The 16,895-nt window shown below is 57.5% G+C and carries 13 protein-coding genes and 1 pseudogene; 7 read left to right on the forward strand and 7 right to left on the reverse strand.

Annotation, left to right across the window (positions count from 1 at the left end):
- The first annotated feature begins 109 nt into the window (after window positions 1-109).
- A complete protein-coding gene (locus DOS48_RS28230) occupies window positions 110-1,357 on the forward strand; it encodes a hypothetical protein (protein WP_168654356.1) in 1,248 nt (415 codons plus the stop codon).
- 86 nt (window positions 1,358-1,443) lie between these two features.
- Here the strand turns inward: DOS48_RS28230 and DOS48_RS28235 are convergent, their stop codons facing one another.
- Window positions 1,444-3,954, reverse strand: a complete 2,511-nt coding sequence (locus DOS48_RS28235; RefSeq protein WP_244629432.1) for a DEAD/DEAH box helicase — start codon at window positions 3,952-3,954, stop codon at window positions 1,444-1,446.
- Window positions 3,955-3,989: 35 nt separating this feature from the next.
- A complete protein-coding gene (locus tag DOS48_RS28240) occupies window positions 3,990-5,423 on the reverse strand; it encodes a ribonuclease H-like domain-containing protein (RefSeq protein WP_168654357.1) in 1,434 nt (477 codons plus the stop codon).
- A gap of 696 nt (window positions 5,424-6,119) precedes the next feature.
- Here DOS48_RS28240 and DOS48_RS28245 point away from each other — a divergent pair.
- Together DOS48_RS28245 and DOS48_RS28250 are read left to right on the forward strand one after the other, a co-directional pair.
- A pseudogene (locus tag DOS48_RS28245) lies at window positions 6,120-6,302 on the forward strand (cold-shock protein); the annotation flags it as partial.
- Between the two features lie 386 nt (window positions 6,303-6,688).
- A complete protein-coding gene (locus DOS48_RS28250) occupies window positions 6,689-6,907 on the forward strand; it encodes a hypothetical protein (RefSeq protein WP_168654358.1) in 219 nt (72 codons plus the stop codon).
- Window positions 6,908-7,112: 205 nt separating this feature from the next.
- Here DOS48_RS28250 and DOS48_RS28255 read toward each other — a convergent pair whose 3' ends face one another.
- A complete protein-coding gene (locus DOS48_RS28255) occupies window positions 7,113-8,792 on the reverse strand; it encodes an FAD-dependent oxidoreductase (protein ID WP_168654359.1) in 1,680 nt (559 codons plus the stop codon).
- A gap of 441 nt (window positions 8,793-9,233) precedes the next feature.
- Window positions 9,234-9,722: a hypothetical protein gene (locus DOS48_RS28260; RefSeq protein WP_244629433.1), complete on the reverse strand. Its 489-nt coding sequence runs from the start codon at window positions 9,720-9,722 to the stop codon at window positions 9,234-9,236.
- Window positions 9,723-9,773: 51 nt separating this feature from the next.
- On the opposite strand from DOS48_RS28260, the gene DOS48_RS28265 reads away from it, so the two are divergent.
- Complete coding sequence (locus DOS48_RS28265; RefSeq protein ID WP_168654360.1) at window positions 9,774-10,412, forward strand: IS6 family transposase; 639 nt, start codon at window positions 9,774-9,776, stop codon at window positions 10,410-10,412.
- An 829-nt stretch (window positions 10,413-11,241) separates the two neighbouring features.
- Here DOS48_RS28265 and DOS48_RS28270 read toward each other — a convergent pair.
- Both DOS48_RS28270 and DOS48_RS28275 read right to left on the reverse strand, forming a co-directional pair.
- The gene (locus tag DOS48_RS28270; RefSeq protein WP_168654361.1) at window positions 11,242-12,129 is read right to left on the reverse strand and encodes an SDR family NAD(P)-dependent oxidoreductase; all 888 of its coding nucleotides are present in this window, start codon (window positions 12,127-12,129) and stop codon (window positions 11,242-11,244) included.
- Window positions 12,126-12,518 (reverse strand): hypothetical protein, encoded by a 393-nt coding sequence (locus DOS48_RS28275; protein WP_168654362.1) that lies wholly within the window; start codon window positions 12,516-12,518, stop codon window positions 12,126-12,128. The genes DOS48_RS28270 and DOS48_RS28275 overlap by 4 nt, the downstream gene beginning before the upstream one ends.
- Window positions 12,519-12,766: 248 nt before the next feature.
- On the opposite strand from DOS48_RS28275, the gene DOS48_RS28280 reads away from it, so the two are divergent.
- From DOS48_RS28280 to DOS48_RS28290, 3 genes are all read left to right on the forward strand, one after another.
- Window positions 12,767-13,048, forward strand: coding sequence for a helix-turn-helix transcriptional regulator (locus tag DOS48_RS28280; protein ID WP_168654363.1), 282 nt, complete (start codon window positions 12,767-12,769; stop codon window positions 13,046-13,048).
- A 171-nt stretch (window positions 13,049-13,219) separates the two neighbouring features.
- Entirely contained in the window at window positions 13,220-13,408 is a 189-nt protein-coding gene (locus DOS48_RS29480) for a hypothetical protein (protein ID WP_094579826.1), read from the forward strand.
- Between the two features lie 241 nt (window positions 13,409-13,649).
- Entirely contained in the window at window positions 13,650-14,456 is an 807-nt protein-coding gene (locus DOS48_RS28290) for a hypothetical protein (protein WP_168654364.1), read from the forward strand.
- Between the two features lie 251 nt (window positions 14,457-14,707).
- Here DOS48_RS28290 and DOS48_RS28295 read toward each other — a convergent pair whose 3' ends face one another.
- Window positions 14,708-16,894, reverse strand: a complete 2,187-nt coding sequence (locus tag DOS48_RS28295; RefSeq protein ID WP_168654365.1) for a type B DNA-directed DNA polymerase — start codon at window positions 16,892-16,894, stop codon at window positions 14,708-14,710.
- Window position 16,895 lies beyond the last annotated feature (1 nt).

Here is a 16,895-nt window from a genome sequence, read left to right on the forward strand (position 1 = left end):
AGTGTCGACGGTGAATCTAGGACTGATGGCAAATAGATACACTACGCCTCTGACTCTGGTTCTCTGAACCCCCCTCCCATTATGTTCCCCACGAGTGATAGGCAGTGTAATGGCAGCCTCGCTCGCTGAACCTACGGTGCTTGCTGCGGCGAAAGATACGCTGTACCCGGATATTGAGACGAGCCCCGACCAGTACGCGGTCACGGAAACGCAGTTCACGCAATCCACGTGGGGCGGCTGGACCGTCCCCGACACGATTCGTGACCGCCTCGCACCGTACAACACGATCCGACTCCACGCCGGCGAACCCGATTTACTCGGTGTCGGCATGCCAGCCACCAACGTGTTGAACGGTGACGCAGCCACGACACCAGTCGCGGTGATCGAGGCGAAAGGCCACAACTCGGACCCGGCCGCTGCCGACGTCGCTCGCGGCATCACGCAAGCGCACGCGCACCTCCCTGAAGTCAACCTCGGGTACGTCGCTGCGCCGGAACCCAGCATCACAGACGCGGCACGCGCACAAGCGAGGAACCTCAACGTCGGCATCATCGCCGTAGAGGACACTAACTCCGCGCGTGTCGTCGAGCCCGCCCGGGTTACGGGGGCCGGTGAGTTCTCCACGACGATCGACGCGGTGCGACTCCAAGCCACCGCGCACCGACTCACCGACGGGAGCTTCCCAGTGAATCACCCGAAAAACTACCTCGGATACGCGCTTGCGCTTGCTGCCGACGGTGACACCGAGACCGTGTACGCCGACAACGTCATCAACGCTATTTCTGGAGGGCGGCGCGGCGCTATTCTGTTGAGCCTCGTCGACGAGCAACCCACCGGCGACTCACTGACGCACCTCGGCGCAGAGGTCGTCCGCTTCGCCCGCGATCGGCATGGGAGCGTCACGGCTGCGCTCACAAAATTCGATAAGTGGACCGGCCGATCAAAGCGGTTCACGAAACTCGCCCCGAGGTGGGCGCAGCTCGCACGGTCCGTCGCCATCCAATACCAGCCGACTCGACTCATCATCAGCGCACTCGAACGGCTTCATCAGAACGGGACACGGGACGCGACGCTCGCCGACGTCGCACTCGAAGCCACACGCATCAACCAGCCACTCGCTGTTGAGGTGTTTTTCACCCAACATCGACGAGAGGACGTTCTCACCGCAGACGGCGATCTTAACCAGTCCGCCCTCAGTGATCCGACGATCTATAAATCCGGGATTCACTTCCAATTCAAATATCAGCTCTACCACGTCGGAATCCTCACCACCGGCGGCACCGACGACAAGAAGACCGTGTTGAGCAACACATGGCGGTTAGAGCAAGCGGTTGGTAGCGCATCCGGACCATGGTGACCCAGGAGAGAGTTTCAACGGAGAACTGTACGCACTCACCGGCTTAGGTCCGTCTGTGAATGGATTGTTCCGCGTCGAATACCTCGCTACCTCTCTGACTGTGTATCGAACGCTGCCAACAAGTCATCAAGAATCATCGTCCCAGTCGCAGTATCGAGTGGGTCGTTGTTGTTCCCACAGTCTTCGCTCATGACACAGAGCGGGCAGCCCCGGCGACGGCCACACTCACAGTCAGCAATGTGTTCGCGTGTCCGATCAGCTAGTGTCTCGATGTGCTCGTATATCGCTTTTGAGAAGCCGATCCCACCGTCGATTCCGTCATGAACAAACCATGTTGGTCCTGGGATCGTCTCGTGTGGGTGCGACGGCGTTGAGAGTCCGCCAATATCGTGGTTATCGATCATCAGCTCCAGCGGCGCGAGTTGGATGATCCCGTGTTCAGCGGCGTGGAGCCCGCCGGCGTACGTGTACCGCGCTTGCTCCATCGGGACTCGCGGATCATCGCCCGCCCGTTCTGTTGGCTCTAAGAGCGGCTCGTCAAGCGAGTTGATCGTCGCCTGTAGATGGTCTTCGGGCAGCGAGACCCACAGGAGTTCGGTCTGTAAATCAAGCGGCGGTGTCTCGGTCGGAAGCGGCCCCTCAATTAGCTCACCCGTCTGATAGTCACGGACCATGTAGTTCCCGTAGGTGATCCGCACCGTCCCTGTCCCGAAGTAGACATTATAGTCACCTGCCAGCGACGTGTGGTCTTTGACTTCGAGATCCTGAACCTGCTTGGTTGACAGCGTCTGCGTGTAGTGCGTGGTAGCTACCTCTTCGACGTGAATTCGCGGGTGGGGCTGGCTGTGGTCCACCTCGATCACTTCGTACTGTTGACCTGCATGGAGGAACAACGCTCCCTCGTGGTAGTCGCGGTAGGCTCGTTCGGTAGCGACCGGGTCGTGCTCAATTTCGCCGTTGGTACAGACCACCTCGTAATCGATGCCTGTCGTCCCGTACAATGAGATCCGGCTCTGCGGGCGTCGGTCGCCGGCGTAGGTGACACCGCCAGCGTCGAGATCCCCCGCTTGTTCAAGTAGCCCGGCGTCTTGCCACATGGCAGTCATTTCCCGGAACCGGTCCTCGCCACCGAGATACGGCGCATCTTCAGCCGTCAACGGACGTTCAGCGGCTGCCGCTAGCAGGTGGTCCGCGAAGACGCGGTCGTTATCGATGGAGACCACCGCGTCCTCCACGGTGTCGTCATCGAACAAGTACCGCGGATTATCGAGAATATAGGCATCCATCGCGTCCTTCCCCCCGACAAGCACTGAGAGTGCGTCGCTCGTCCCGCGGCCCGCACGGCCGATCTGCTGCCAGAAGGACTGTTTGGTCCCCGGATATGAGTCCGTCACCGTTGCGTCCACCGACCCGATATCAATCCCCAACTCCAACGCATTCGTCGAAATAACCGCATCGAGGTCAGCGCTTTTCAACTGGTTTTCGACGGATCGACGCTTCCGCTTCCCAAGGCCCGCGTGGTAAGGTTCGACGTCGATGTACCTATCACGCGGGTGGTCACGGACGGCCTGAACCGTTTGTTTTGCACCGATTTCGGTCCCTTGACGGGCTGTCGTGAACTGTAGCGTCTGGATCCCGTTGACCGCTAAGTGCGCCGTCACGGAGGATGCTTCACGCGCACTGGACCGACGTGCCTGTTCGAACCCCTCCATCAGGTCGCCGCTGCCATCATCATACCCTTCGAGCGCCTCGTCATCAAGCGGCGGCTCCCACAACACGATATCACGATTCCCACGCGGCGACCCATCCTCGCTGACGACGCTGAACTCGGCTCCAGTCAATGTGGAGGCGTGAGCAGCCGGATTACCGATCGTCGCAGTCGTGATCACGAACTGCGGATCCGCACCGTAGTGGGCGAGTACGCGCCGAAGCCGGCGCAAGATCCACGCAACGTGAGTCCCCATGACACCGCCGTACTCGTGGCCCTCGTCAATCACCACGAGCTCAAGATTACTGTAGAAGCGATGCCAGCCGCGATCCTTGTTGTGGCGCGGTAAGTAGACGTTCAACCCGGCCGGGTTCGTGAGGATGACGTTCGCATTCTCACGAACAGTCCGCTTCCGCTCATCTTTGGTGTCACCATCATACGTCCCGATGTGAGTATCAAGATCCAACTCACCGCGCAACCGATCGTTCAGCGCTTGTTCTTGGTCGTTTGTGAGCGCTTTCGTCGGGAACAGACAGAGTGCGGTCGCATCATCGTTAGCGAGGTGATTCCGTGCGATCTGAAGCTGGTAGATCAGCGTCTTTCCCGATGAGGTCGACGTCGTAACAACCACGTTCTCATCGGCCGCAAGCAGATCCAGTGCCTCGGCCTGATGTGAGTACAGATCATGGCCGAGCGGTGACGCAAGCCGATCCTGAAGTACGTCCTCGGGAGCGACAGTCTCAGCAGACTGCGCGTCGAGCCGCTCACTATGCCGGATCTGTTCACGCCAGTCCGGGAACGACTCTTTCAGCTCCGACTCAGAGAGAATCTCGCGGTGACTAGCAGTCCCTCCATCGGGCCGCAGCATCCGCGTGTCGGTTGAGGTCACGTGTTCGGATCGAGGTGAATGGTTATCAGTCATGGTCAGGAGAAATCGGCGAGCGAGCCTTGTGAGCTGTTTTCACCGGTCGGCGTCTTCGTTTCCGAGTCCCGTCGCGCAGCTGCTTCGAGATGCTCGTAGATCGTAGCGAGCGCTCGCACGTCGTCTTCGCAGTACCGTTCCAACCGGTCCCAGTCCGGTTCAACAGCGGTTCCGGCGTTCGCCTCCCCGGCAACCTGGCTTCGATACACCGTGTACAGCTTGGCAACGGTCTCACCGTCGATCCCGTTCGTCGACGGCTCCCAGCCGAGCGCGTCAGCGACGTGTTCCAGCTTGTTCGTTCGCCCAGGAAGCGCTGCGTTGCCGCCGTTCTTCTTCGTAGCCCACCACAACGCATCGAACTGATAACGATCGGTCCAAGCCTCCACGAGATCTGGGTGGTGCTGCTGGAGTTGTTCGGTGATGACCGGAAAGTCGAATCGGTACCCGTTCCATGCGACAACCGGCCGGCCCGACGCAGCACCGGTGAGCCACGTCATAAACGCCTCTAAGTGTGACCCGTCACCGACCGCCTGTTCCCGGAAACTCATGTAGTGCCCATCCTCAGGGCCGCCGTCGAGAACTCCGATCAGCCACGCCGTCGATGGATTCAACCCGTCCGTCTCAATGTCGATGAACACCGGATCCTGATTCGGTAACGAATCATCACCCGTCGGGAGGACGGTATTCGTGGACTGTGCCTCAGCAGCGGTCTGGATCGTGCTCGCAGACGTTCGCCCCAACCCAGATAATTCGGTGAGTTGCCGGAGCGGAGTGTCAGCGAGCGCCTCAACGGTAGTGGTGCCAGCATCACGCAGCGTCTCAAACCGTGTCGGACCGATCTCCGGAACACCGCGCAAGCCGAATTTCTGCGGATCAATCTCGGACACGTCGATCGCTCCGTTCGAGTAGAGCGCAACGAGCGTTGCCTGTGTCGTATCCGCCGTCGTACCAACACCGAGATCGGCGTTCGACATCCCGACACCAACAAACTGCGCGTCACCATCGTCTCCGTGACTCCGTGTCGTCGTGAACCCAGCCCGTAGCGCCGTCGAAAGATGAACTGTACGCGCCGTCCACCACTGATCCGGAACCCGGCCGCGATAGCTACTGATCCCGTCAAGCGTTGCTGACCGGGCATACGGATCCACAGATAACGAAACAGACTGGTCAATCAGACAGATCTGAGAAGTCGTCGCTACATCAGCCGGATCTTCTCCCACTGAAGACATCCCGACTCTGCTCGCAATCCGCTCTGGGTCGAGCGGCTCCTCACCCATCGGCAACGCTATGACAACACACCGATCCTCGTCTGTAACCGCCACGTCCGGCCGCATCCCGGTGCCAACTTCAAGAATATCGAGATCAAACTCCCGACTGAGTGCCGGACCAACGATGCTCGCCTGCGGCTCCGTCGCAACAAGCACATCAGGATCCAAGCTATCGACTACCGCGGTGATAGTATCGCGGTGAGAGGCGCTCACAGCGGCCCCAGAAAGCGCAAGGACTCGAGTCGGCGATTCATCTGGAGGCGGCAACGCCGGCAGTTGTGGACCCGCTCCACCACCGTCAGTATTGAAGCGTGGTGGAGGGGTGGAGTCGGAGTGCCGAGCGGAATCCGGCTCGTTAGTCATCTCAACTGATACGTTGACCCGGGAGCATATTAAGCTTCGAAGAGCGACGTGAAAGTGATCAGAAGAAGTCGTCACTCAGTGAACTCTGCGAGCGTCTTCCGCCGCCGATCCTCAGGTTGGACGTTTGTTATCAGGACTTCAGCAACCTCGCCACGATTACTCGCGTCGCTGTTAATCGCTCGCGTCGCATCGGCGTACGTCACTGAGAACGCGTCATGCTCCTCATACAACTCTGTGACCGGTGGTGAATTTGAAATGAGAACTGAGACGTTCTGTTCTGTGAGCTCAACAGCCGCGTCTCGCAACCGACGCTGATCGTCTCGATCAAATCCATCGGGGTGATACGAATGGCTCTTTTGAGATCCTCTTCTTCAGACACACTCACCTTCGAAACGGCTGTTCGCTGAAAACTGCGTAGTGAGTATATGTTCCTTCCATCATACGAGCGAGATCTGGAATGTATGTAAGAATTAAGTACTATCATACAAAAGTAATAACAAAATGGCGAAAGGTAAGGTTGACTTTTTCAATGATGAAGGTGGATACGGATTTATTGAAGTCGAGGATACAGATGAGGATATATTCTTTCATATGGAGGATGTTGGCGGTCCGGATCTTGAGGAGGGTCAAGAGGTAGAGTTCGAGATCGAAGAGGGTAATGGAGGAATAAAAGCAAAAAGTGTTGTAGCGTCGGGGTCTCTTCCGGAACCAGAGTCCGGGGACGCTGGCATAGAAGAGATAACCTCAGAAATAATTGAATTCCTTGAAACTCATGCTCCGGATGATAACGAGACTGTACAAATTAATATAACAGATTCTGAGCTAGAAGGTGAATTCGAAAGGATGGGTGATGTATTGGATATACCTGAAGCAGAGGTCAGAATGCTAAAAAACCTCATTTTAGAACTAATTGAATCTCGACTTGAGAGCGAACATATTACTATGGATATCGAAATGAAGGAAGCCACTGCAAACGTTATAGCATCTACACTCATTCAAGAATACACTCAAACTGGTGATGAAAAATGATCGATATGATCTATTCTATAGTATCGGGAGCAACTAGCAGTGTGACCTCAAAGCTGTTAGGTCTGTTTCTGGACGTGGAGAACAAACCGGAGAACCCTGATTCAAAAGTCACCTCTCAAGCTGATGAATTGATAAAGCAAATTGGTGAAAATGCTAGCGCTCCAGATGACATCCCATCTGCTTTGAATGGATTTAATTTCACTTACCAAACTGCTGATGGTGAAGTGAACAAACAGTATGAGTTCTCTGACTCTGAATAAATGTAATAATTAGATGGTTTATCTAAAGGGGACAAACAATATTCTGTAGAATTTAAATATTTGGTACCGATCGCTCAATCTCTCTCGCAGATTAGCTTCGGTTCGCACCACATTCGTGCTCTTTACTGAGCGATTCGTGAGTTACCTGTATTGAGCGATTGGGGTAAAAAACTATCAGATACTGAGGATTTCAACAGAGCCGGTGTCACTCTGCTGGTATGGATTCGACTCGTTCGCCGTCGTCCGTTGCCGCGTACTCGTAGCGGTAGTAGCCGCCGGTCAGGCTGCGAGCCGTTATCCCGTACTCTGCCAGTACCCGCGTTGCCATGTAGGAACTCTTCCCGATCTTACAGTACGTGAGTACCTCCCCGTCCGGATTGGCGTCGGCGGCCCAGTCTCGGAGCTCGCCGAGCGGGACGTTCTCGTCGCCGTCGATCCGTCCTTGGGCCTCCCGCATCTCCGGAGGGCGGGTGTCAATGACCGTTGCCTCGTCTTTCCGTTCGAGAAACTCATCGAGATGGACGACGTCGGCGATGCCTTCGACGACGTTCGCACCGATCATTCCTAACATGTTTACCGGGTCTTTCGCGGCCGAGTATGGCGGCGCGTATGCGAGATCGTAATCGCGGATATCGAACACGGTGTCCCGGTGTGCGATGGCCGTCGCGAGGACATCGGTTCGCTTGTCGACGCCGCTCTCGCCGATAACTTGGGCACCGAAGAGCGTTCCGTCGTCGGGATCGAACAGGAGTTTGAAGTCGATCTCTGACGCCCCGGGGTAGTACTCCGCGTGGTTCGGCTGACTCGTGTAGACCGCTTCGTAGGCCTGTCCCGCCTCGTCGAGCGCCGTTGCCGTGTCACCGACGGTACCGATGTCGAGATCGAACACCTTCGCGATCGAGGTGTCCAAGACCGGATCGAGGCGGTCGTCACGTCCGGCGATGTCGTTCGCGGCGACCCGGCCCATCCGGTTGGCCGGCCCACCAAGCGGTACCCACGCGTTCCCGTCGGTCCGAGCGGCCGGCGGAGCGGCGACATCGCCGACGGCGTGGATCGACGGCGTCGACGTTCGCATTCTATCATCGACCGCGACCGCACCGCTGTCGTGTAGCTCTACGCCTGCCGACTCCGCCAGCTCCGTTCGCGGCGTGACGCCGGTTGCGACGACGACGAGATCGAATGTCTCCCGCGAGCCGTCCGTCGTGGCGACGACCGTCCCGTCCCCGGGTTCCGCCAGCGAGTCGACGCCGGTTCCCAGCTGGAGATCAACGCCCCGGTCACGGAGCCGTGACTCGACTCTCGCTGCCATTTCCGGACCGAGTGTGTTTGGCATTACCTGTTCAAGTAACTCGGCGACGACGACGTCGTTCCCGGCTTCAGAGAGGTTTTCGGCGACTTCAAGGCCGATGTAGCCGCCGCCGATAACGAGCGCTCGCCCGTCACCGGTTATCCCCTCGCGGATAGCCGTCGCGTCTGGGACGCTCCGGAGTGTGTGACAGTGTTCCAGTTCGGACAGGTCGAACATGGGCGGGACGAGCGGCTTCGCTCCCGTCGCGAGAACGAGGCCATCGTAGGCAATCGCCGCTGGCTCGCCGTCGGCCGCAGTGACCGAGACCGTCTGCGTATCCGGATCGACATTCGTCGCAGCGACGCCCGTTCGGATATTGAGGTCGAAGGCGGCTGCGAGCTGCTCGCTCCCCATCACTGTGAGATCGTCTTCAGCGACAGTGCCGCTGAGGTGATACGGCAGTCCGCAACTCGCGTACGAGATGTTCTCCCCCCGCTCGAGGACGACGATCTCGGCGGTCTCGTCAAGTCGTCGGAGTCGCGTCGCGGTGCTCATCCCGGCAGCGTTTCCCCCGATAACGACGTACTGCTGTGACACGCGTGGACGTTGCGTTCATACCAGATATATATTGAGCCGAATTCCCAATACCGGGGACTATCGACGGCAGTCCACGTTGTGTCCGGGTGGTATCGATGTACTGTCGCTCACATCGGACGTACAAGGAAGGCTACGTCAGTCAGTGACCCACGACTGAAGTCGCGCGCGTCCTCCGTACTCCGCTGTGAACACGGCGTAGGGGATGCGTCACATCCCGGCCGCGCCGGCCAACTTTTTGCGGCGGCGGTCTTGTTTAGACGCGGTGCAGTTGTGTTCTACAGTCGCGATCCCACGGACGAGATCGGGTAGAGAGCTACTTTGGGGGTGATTCAGTTCATCCAACAGAGCAACTAACCGCAGCCGTCGGGAGCGTCTAAACAAGGCTTGCGGCGGCCAAATAGGGAGCTCCTTAGGGAGGGTTAACTGAGTTCGATTGTTCGATCAGTCTAGCCTGAGTTTCACCGGGACCGGGCTACGGTTACCGACCTGGATAACTGCCTCACCTACATCAAGCTGAGAAGCAAACTCCGCCTGCCTCTCAGACAGGTTCATCGAATCCGTGACCGCTTCAAACTGCTTCCGGTCGCCGGTAGGAAGCAAGGCCTTGGTGTAGGTATTCGCCTTGATCGAATCAGTCAGTTTGGAAGCCTCCTGATCACCCACCACCAGGCCTTCACCAAACTCCCTCATCTTCGCGGTCAATTCATCGATCTCTGGGATTCCCGAAGCATCCTGCCGCTCCTTGTAAACACTGAAAACTTGCTTCCCTTCATCCAAGAAAAACAGGTGCCTCAAATCCTGGCCACGGTGGTTCTGCGCTAAACGGTACTCGTAGACATACGCGAACAAAGATTCCATGAGAAAATTCTGTAGATCCCGGCTCAGCCCGTCAAACTCGAAAACCACATCCACTTGAAGAAGATCCTCCACCGAGTGGCGATGTTAAGTTACGAACGAGGCGGTTGGTGTTTCGAATGCTCTATGTCCGAATCCAACCGCCTCGACGGCTGTACTGATTGGATTGACTTGGAGTTTGTGGAGCGAGAGCGGACACCCCACGGGATCATTGAAACCGGTATTCAGCTCCACCTTGCTGGCCCATCACTGTCGAATACCAAACAGTATCTTGAGAGGTTGGGTGTCGAGAGAAGTCGAACAGCAATTCACAACTGGGTTCAAAAGGCCGATCTACAGCCAGCTGACGGTGCGAGCCCGAATCGCGTTGCGGTCGATGAGACTGCGATTCAGATCGACTCAGACCGATTCTGGCTGTACGCCGCCGTCGATCCTCATACAAACGAATTTCTCCACGTTGACGTATTTCCCGTTCAAAACCAACAATTTACTTTGGTATTTCTCCGCGATCTCAGAGAGAAACACCAGATTGACGACGCGCTCTTTCTGGTTGATGCTGGCGGACATCTCACAGCTGCGCCCTCACGTACCTCGCTCCGATTTCAAATTACTCGTCATGGAAATCGGAATGCTGTTGAACGTGTCTTTAGAGAAGTAAAACGTAGAACCTCTTCGTTTTTAAATACATTTAGAAACGCGGAGCCGACGGCAGCAGAATCATGGCTCCGAGCCTTCGCCGTCTGCTGGAACCGATGCTTAAGTTAGCACGACCGTCCACTCGTGGGGAGCTAAATATTCGGAAGTTGGATAGCGATCGAGCGTACTCTTAACCAACAAAGTTGAGGACCAAAAGCATGTGTTGGTTAATCGTGCTGGTGGTCTACCCCACCGGAAACCTGGTGCGTTTGGCCCGCAAAGCCGCCAAAAGCTTAGGTTCAAGCCGGGTGATATTCATTTGGAAGGAACTGTCACACGCTCCTTCCACCCCTTCGCATGAATGCTGACGAATCGCCCCTCGGTCGGTGCCCGAAATGTGGTGAGGACATATCCGAAGCATGGATCCTCGTTGAGTACGAGAAACAAGACGGTACTGAGGGGGTGTGGGCAGAATGTCCGGTATGTGAAGACGTTGTCGCGCCGGAATAGAGGGACAGCAGAATGAGTGGCTTTGTTGAAATCCTCTTCTTCAGACAGGTTCTTGTCTGAAACAGCTGGTCGCTGAACGTACCTATTGGCCATAAGATATTCATGAACTCGTCGGGTTTGAATCGACTATGGCCCTCTCTCTGTCAGCAACTATCGCCTACAGCTTTGTCGCGTCTGCTATCGTCGGCCTCTCCTTTAGTTTTCTCACCGATCGTGTCTCCGTGAAAATGGGGCTCCTCTTAGCGGTTTCTACTACAGCTGGTCAAGTAGTCGTGAGAATGCTGTGATCAGTATATCGAGCGCAACCGGGTCAGAATATATCACTTCTTGAGGATTTCAACAGAGCCGAATGAGTACAACTACTGAGTTGTACTGCGCTTCTGTCTCATCGAGATACACCAATGACGGAGATACTGTGATCGCCATCAATGCTAACGGTGAAAGAATCTTAGTTGGTGCTAGACGTCGGCCAGTCGGGTGTAATGTCAACCAGTTCGGCACTCATTCGCCAGAGCTGCCGTCGCACCGCCTGGCTCGTCGCCTCGGGCGCGGGGTCTGTGGGCCCATCACCGCCGATATATTGCCCACTCACGGAGCCGTACGTCGGCTCCACGAGAAGCGTTTGGAGGCGTTCAGCAGCTGCCTGTTTTGAGGTAGCGACACCCGGAACCAGCCCGGCGATCCGAACCAGCAGCCGCGTTCGGAGCGACGCCTCACGGAACAGGTCCGTCGACGGAACGAATCCCGGATGAACGCAGTTGACCGTGACCGCAGAGTCATCTGGAAGTCGGTCATCCAGTTCGACCGTGAACGCGATGTTCGCCAGCTTTGAGCGGGCGTACGCGTCGAGTGAGTCGTACTCGTCCGTCAGCTGGAGGTCGTCCAGATCGAGTGTCGCTCGTCGATGGATGTCCGAGGCAGTGACGACAACACGCGGATCGGGTGCGTCACGGAGATGGTCGAGTAATTCGTATGTCAGAAGGTAGGGGGCCAAGTGGTTCACCGCGAGCGTGATCTCGATTCCGTCTGGACTCTCACGACGTGACCCAGCCGAGAGTCCGGCGTTGTGAGCGAGGACGTCGATCTGGCCGTACTCGTGTTTCACGGTTGCTGCGAGAGACCGGATGGTGGATTGGGAGGCGAGGTCGGCCTGATGGAACGCGATCGTTCCGGCAGGGTCGTTGGATTGTTCTGTGAGGGTGGCTCCCTTCGACTCGTCGCGGCCGACGACTGCGACGGTCGCACCCCGTTGTGCGAGGTTGACCGCCGCCACCCGCCCGAATCCCCTCGTTCCGCCGGTGAGGAGGATCGTCCGGTCGGAGAGGTCGTCGGTCATGCCCCCATTCGACGCCGGCGGTCCAAAAGCGCGAGGAGCACATACACCGCACCGATCACGCGGACGCCGTCGGTGAGGTGTTCGTTCCATTCCACCGACTCGGGGTCTTCGTACACGAGCGGCCCCGCCATTTGCTCGTACAGTCGTGGGACGAAAAGCAAGACGGCACCAACGATTCCGGTGACATTCAGCAGCCACGCGTAGAGGCGACCGTCACGAAGCGCCGCAAGCGTAATGACAACACCTTCCGCCCGAATTAGGGGACCAAACCACGAATGGACGGTGTTTTGTTCAGGGTTCTCAATCGCAATCGCCTCGAATACGTCCACGATCTGGTCTGGGATGAGCGCCGTGAGAACGCCGAGCGCGCAGAGGAACTGCCGTAGCATACGCCTTGCTTCGCTCTAACGGTGCTTAAGAGTCGGTGCCAGTGGGACAGATATCTCACAGTGTCGTAGCGGCTGATAAATAATTTTAATCAACAGAGTTGGAGAGAGAGAGTGCATGTTGGTTAATTCAGATTTACAATCTCCTGAGCTACTACTCCACTGTGCTCGATGGTAACAGAAAAGCCATTATTGAAACATCATTTCGAAGATCAGTAGTTATTTCAAAAGCTGGATACTCTAGGTGAAGTATGTTTGATCTCACGGGATTTCAGCGGGATTTGTTGTACGTAATTGCTGGCCTTGATGATCCACACGGACTCGCAATCAAAGACGAACTTGAGGACTACTACGAAAAAGAGGTCCACCACGGTCGGCTCTATCCGAATCTCGATACGCTCGTTGAGAAAGGGCTTGTCGAGAAAAGTCAGCGAGACAAACGAACTAACGAGTACACAACCACTGGTCGAGGCACCAGAGAGGTCGAGGCCCGAGCTGAATGGGAAGCCGGGTATATCAACCACGACCGGTGATCGAACCGCTACGTTCGAGGACAGTTTGACTCTCGGATTTCACGTCCGGCTTTGTTGAAATCCTATTCTTCAAACATTTTTTCGCATGAAACAGCCGGTTGATGCGAGCCCCAAATCGACCGTATCTCGGCTTGTGACAAGAACTATGCTCGCAGGAACGGTCCGTCAAATATGGTCTTCGTACCTGATGAACTCCCGGATCAACTCTTAGTTGATTACGAAAACGCGACCGTATATGGGGATTTGGAACAAGAGAAGGTGCTTCACCAAGGCAAGGTTCGTGTTCTCCCGAACGGGTGGGTTGCGTTGCCCACTGACCGACTCCTGTCTCCTGAAGCGGTACACCACATCGATCCATAGAGATCCGATACTGAGCGATCAGGGTCGTGAAACTATCAACTGTTGAGGATTTCAACAGAGCCGCGAGCTTCAAAATACACTAACTGCCACAGAACTTGCTTGCGTCCCGCCAGGTGTCCAATCCACAAGCGAGGACATCTACCCAGCAATACAGACCACGTATCCCGATCTGTGTGACGAGGACCTACGGTGCGACGACATCTGTGCTAACGGAGCCGATCAACCCGAGTGGAAACACGCCGTGCGCCGCGTCCAACAACAACTCGGGCGACAAAATAACACGCGCATCACTCCTCACGACGCACACGGAAAATGGCAGATTGAACGACCAAACCAGTATCTCGTCCCCGTTAACGACGACTGGACCGAACACTTCAGAAACACCGTCCATACGCCCGTCGAACCCTCGGATACGGACGCTACGCCAGAAACGATCGCGTCACTCCTTCCAACCCGGCTCTGGGGCGCGACAGCTGGATCACAAACAAAAGGATACTTCGACGAAATGCGCCCCCACGACTGCGTGTTATTCTACCGTGACGGCGACTTCTTCGCCGGCGGCATCGTTGGGCGAACCCTTGAGGACCCCGGCATTGGCTCATGGCTGTGGAACAATCCGGACAGCCGCTTCATTTTCACCATTGAGGAGTACCGTGACTGTGCGCCAGCAATCACGCGCATCTGGGACACACTCAGCTACAACGGAACCCCACGCGTCCAAGGCTTCCGCCGCGTTAAACCAGAGCGCCTTGAAAATCTTCGCAGCGATGAGAGAACGCTTGAACGGGCACTGTTCGGCACAACACCAACACAGGTAGACGAGGATACGAGTACCTCAGTCTCAGACACATACAGTATCGTTGAGCCGGAACGAACAACGACAGTCCGAGACCGAATCCTCCGTGACCAATCCCTTGTGACTGAGCTGAAGTCACAGTACGACCACACGTGCCAAGTCTGCGGGCACCGGTTACAGAGCGCTACCGACACCGGGTACTCCGGCTTTGTTGATATCCGAATTTTCTGCTCTGTTGAATACCGGTATTGACCGAGGTGGTCAAAATTTGAGTTGGCTTGTTAGCGGTTGACGCTAGTGGTCTCAAGATCGGTATCGTCTCACCATGGCTCAAAGATCGCTATTCAACACAGCAGAATTTTCGGATATACTACCCGACTGAACCAGAGGGCGACGTAGGTGAAGGCCAGACTGATCGGCGCACACTGGCTCCCAACGGAGGCGGCGCGCGACCAATTCTGACTGGCGTCAGAAGGAACGGCACAAAACGCAGGTGGCTGTTCTCAGAAACTCGCTAGCGTCTCGTCTTTCGTCTCACTGAGGTACTGTCTGATCTCTTTTTCCCGCCAGCCGACCGGCGCCAGCACGCTCTCAACGGCGCGTACAGCGATGTCCTCGTACCACCCGGTGTCGTACCGTGGTACGGCTTCGAACTCCAACCTGACCCGCGATGCACCTCGTGCGTCCGCATCAACAACGACATACCGGACAGTTTGTCCAGGAGCCAATCCCGACCCTTCGATTTGTGCCCGCTTGAGGGCAGCGACGGTAAGCGTCTCCATTGAGTACTGATCCACATCCTTCGACACGTGATTGTCGACGACGAGCGTACTGGGATCTACCCGACCCTCCCGTAGCTCTCGGAGGTGCCGCCGGAGGACATCACACACCGCCTCTGGCGAGCGCGTCTCGTCGAACACGCGCAACGCCTCGCTTTGGACCTCTTCGACCCACGCTGGCGTGGATCGCTGCCGCCCCTCAATGCCTCGCGTCTTGATTGCATCGCCGAGTCCCGCCTCAGGATACGCCTCACCACGGCGCTTCCCGAAGTACCGAGTGAGCGCTCCCGACTCACCGTTTCGCGTCGGGCAGAATGCGACCCACTCGAACGCGCATTCGTACTCCAACTCGATGCCCGCTTCTTCGCTGATCTCGGCGGCGACCACCTTTAAGGGGCGCTGCTCGCGATCGTCGGCGGGTGTTACCCAGATGGAGTCGACGATGCCATGCACCACCCGCCAGCCCGCTTCCTCCAACGTGCTTTTGGCGTCAAGGAGGAGCTCACGAGCGTAGGCGTTGATCGCCTCATGGCACTCGATCCGCCCAAACTTGGCGTTTGAGAACCCCTGATACCCGAAGCAAGACACGAGGATCCACTTGATCGCCGAGGAGGCCGCTTCCAGTCGCTCGCGTTCGTCGCCGGCGACATCGGGGATCTCTCCTTTGATCTCGCTCCGGGCGTCAATGAGTGGGCCGAGCACCTCCGGTAGGTAGCCGTCCCGATCGCAGACGGAGTAGCCGAGCCCCGGCACGTCGTCGGTGTCACAACACCCGCAGCGGACGGTTTCGGGCGAGATGTTCCGGGTCCGGATGATGTTGGGATACAGCGAGGCGAAGTCGAGTTCGTGAACGTCCTCGTGGAGACCGACATCGGGGGCGAACGTTGTGCCGCCTCGGTCGGCATCGTCGAGCGTCGACGCCCGCTTGAACAGCTCCGGGCGCCACGCGCGCCACGGCACGAGTACATCGCGATCCCTGGCTTCTCGGATCTGCATTGCCGTTAGCACTCGCCCGATTGAGGCCCACCCGAGTTCCTGTAGGGGGAGCCCAGAGCGTTCAACGAGATCAAGACAGCCCTCCAGCCCGGACTCGTGGTAGAAGAACGAGTTGGCCTCGTCGACGATGACCCGGCCGGGGACCGTGTATCGGGCCGGCGAGTGTCCGACGTTGCCGTACGACGTGTACGTCGACTCGCCGGCAAGCTTGGTGTAGCCGTCACGTCGACCGAGTTTGAGGTCGACGCCGTAAACGTCGGCTGCTTCGAACAGGAGTGGCACGAGCGCTGCCGTCGAGACGACTAGGACATCGGGATCGTGGTCGTCGAGCGCCGCTTGAACGCCACTGATCGTTTCGCCGGGCGATGACCCGACGCGATCACCCTCGACGGCGAGTTGCGGTAGCGACTCGATGTCCGATTCGTGGCGTGGGAAGTTGAGATGGAGCGTCCGCAGGTCGCGTATCGAGCGGTCCGGCGCGGCTCGGGTGTCTGTTTCGAGGCAAAACCGTAGTTGCCGAGTAAAATCGACGTTGTAACACGTGTAGGTGTCGGGCTGTCCAAACTGTCGGACGCGGTTTGCGACCGTCCGGACCGCCTCGATCGAGGCGGCGTCGACGCGGAGCAAGGGGCGGGCGGCAGTCCGGAACGTCTGTCGGTGTGCTTCGACGCTGAGCCGCTCGATAGCCTCCTGTCCATCGAGGAACGACCAGAGTTCGCGGAGCGCGTCCGAGAGTCCGTCCCGAGACGGCGGCGCCGGATCCGGACCACCCGATCGCCCGTAGAGATCGCCCACCGAGTCACCGACGAAGAGCGTCGGGTGATGGGCCTCGTGAACCTCGCGAGCGGCGCCGTCCGGGGTGAGCGTCCATCGGGCGACGCGGCCGTCACCGAGGTACTCCAGCGTGAGCGTCACG

The sequence above is a fragment of the Halorubrum sp. PV6 genome (genome assembly GCF_003990725.2).
Classification (GTDB): Archaea; Halobacteriota; Halobacteria; order Halobacteriales; family Haloferacaceae; genus Halorubrum.

What these genes read in the sequence shown, in the direction of transcription:
- DOS48_RS28230 (WP_168654356.1), top strand. Translation starts at nt 110, where the DNA reads ATGGCAGCCTCGCTCGCTGAACCTACGGTGCTTGCTGCGGCGAAAGAT.
- DOS48_RS28265 (WP_168654360.1), top strand. Translation starts at nt 9,774, where the DNA reads ATGTCCGAATCCAACCGCCTCGACGGCTGTACTGATTGGATTGACTTG.
- DOS48_RS28270 (WP_168654361.1), bottom strand. Translation starts at nt 12,129, where the DNA reads ATGACCGACGACCTCTCCGACCGGACGATCCTCCTCACCGGCGGAACG.
- DOS48_RS28275 (WP_168654362.1), bottom strand. Translation starts at nt 12,518, where the DNA reads ATGCTACGGCAGTTCCTCTGCGCGCTCGGCGTTCTCACGGCGCTCATC.
- DOS48_RS28280 (WP_168654363.1), top strand. Translation starts at nt 12,767, where the DNA reads ATGTTTGATCTCACGGGATTTCAGCGGGATTTGTTGTACGTAATTGCT.
- DOS48_RS29480 (WP_094579826.1), top strand. Translation starts at nt 13,220, where the DNA reads ATGGTCTTCGTACCTGATGAACTCCCGGATCAACTCTTAGTTGATTAC.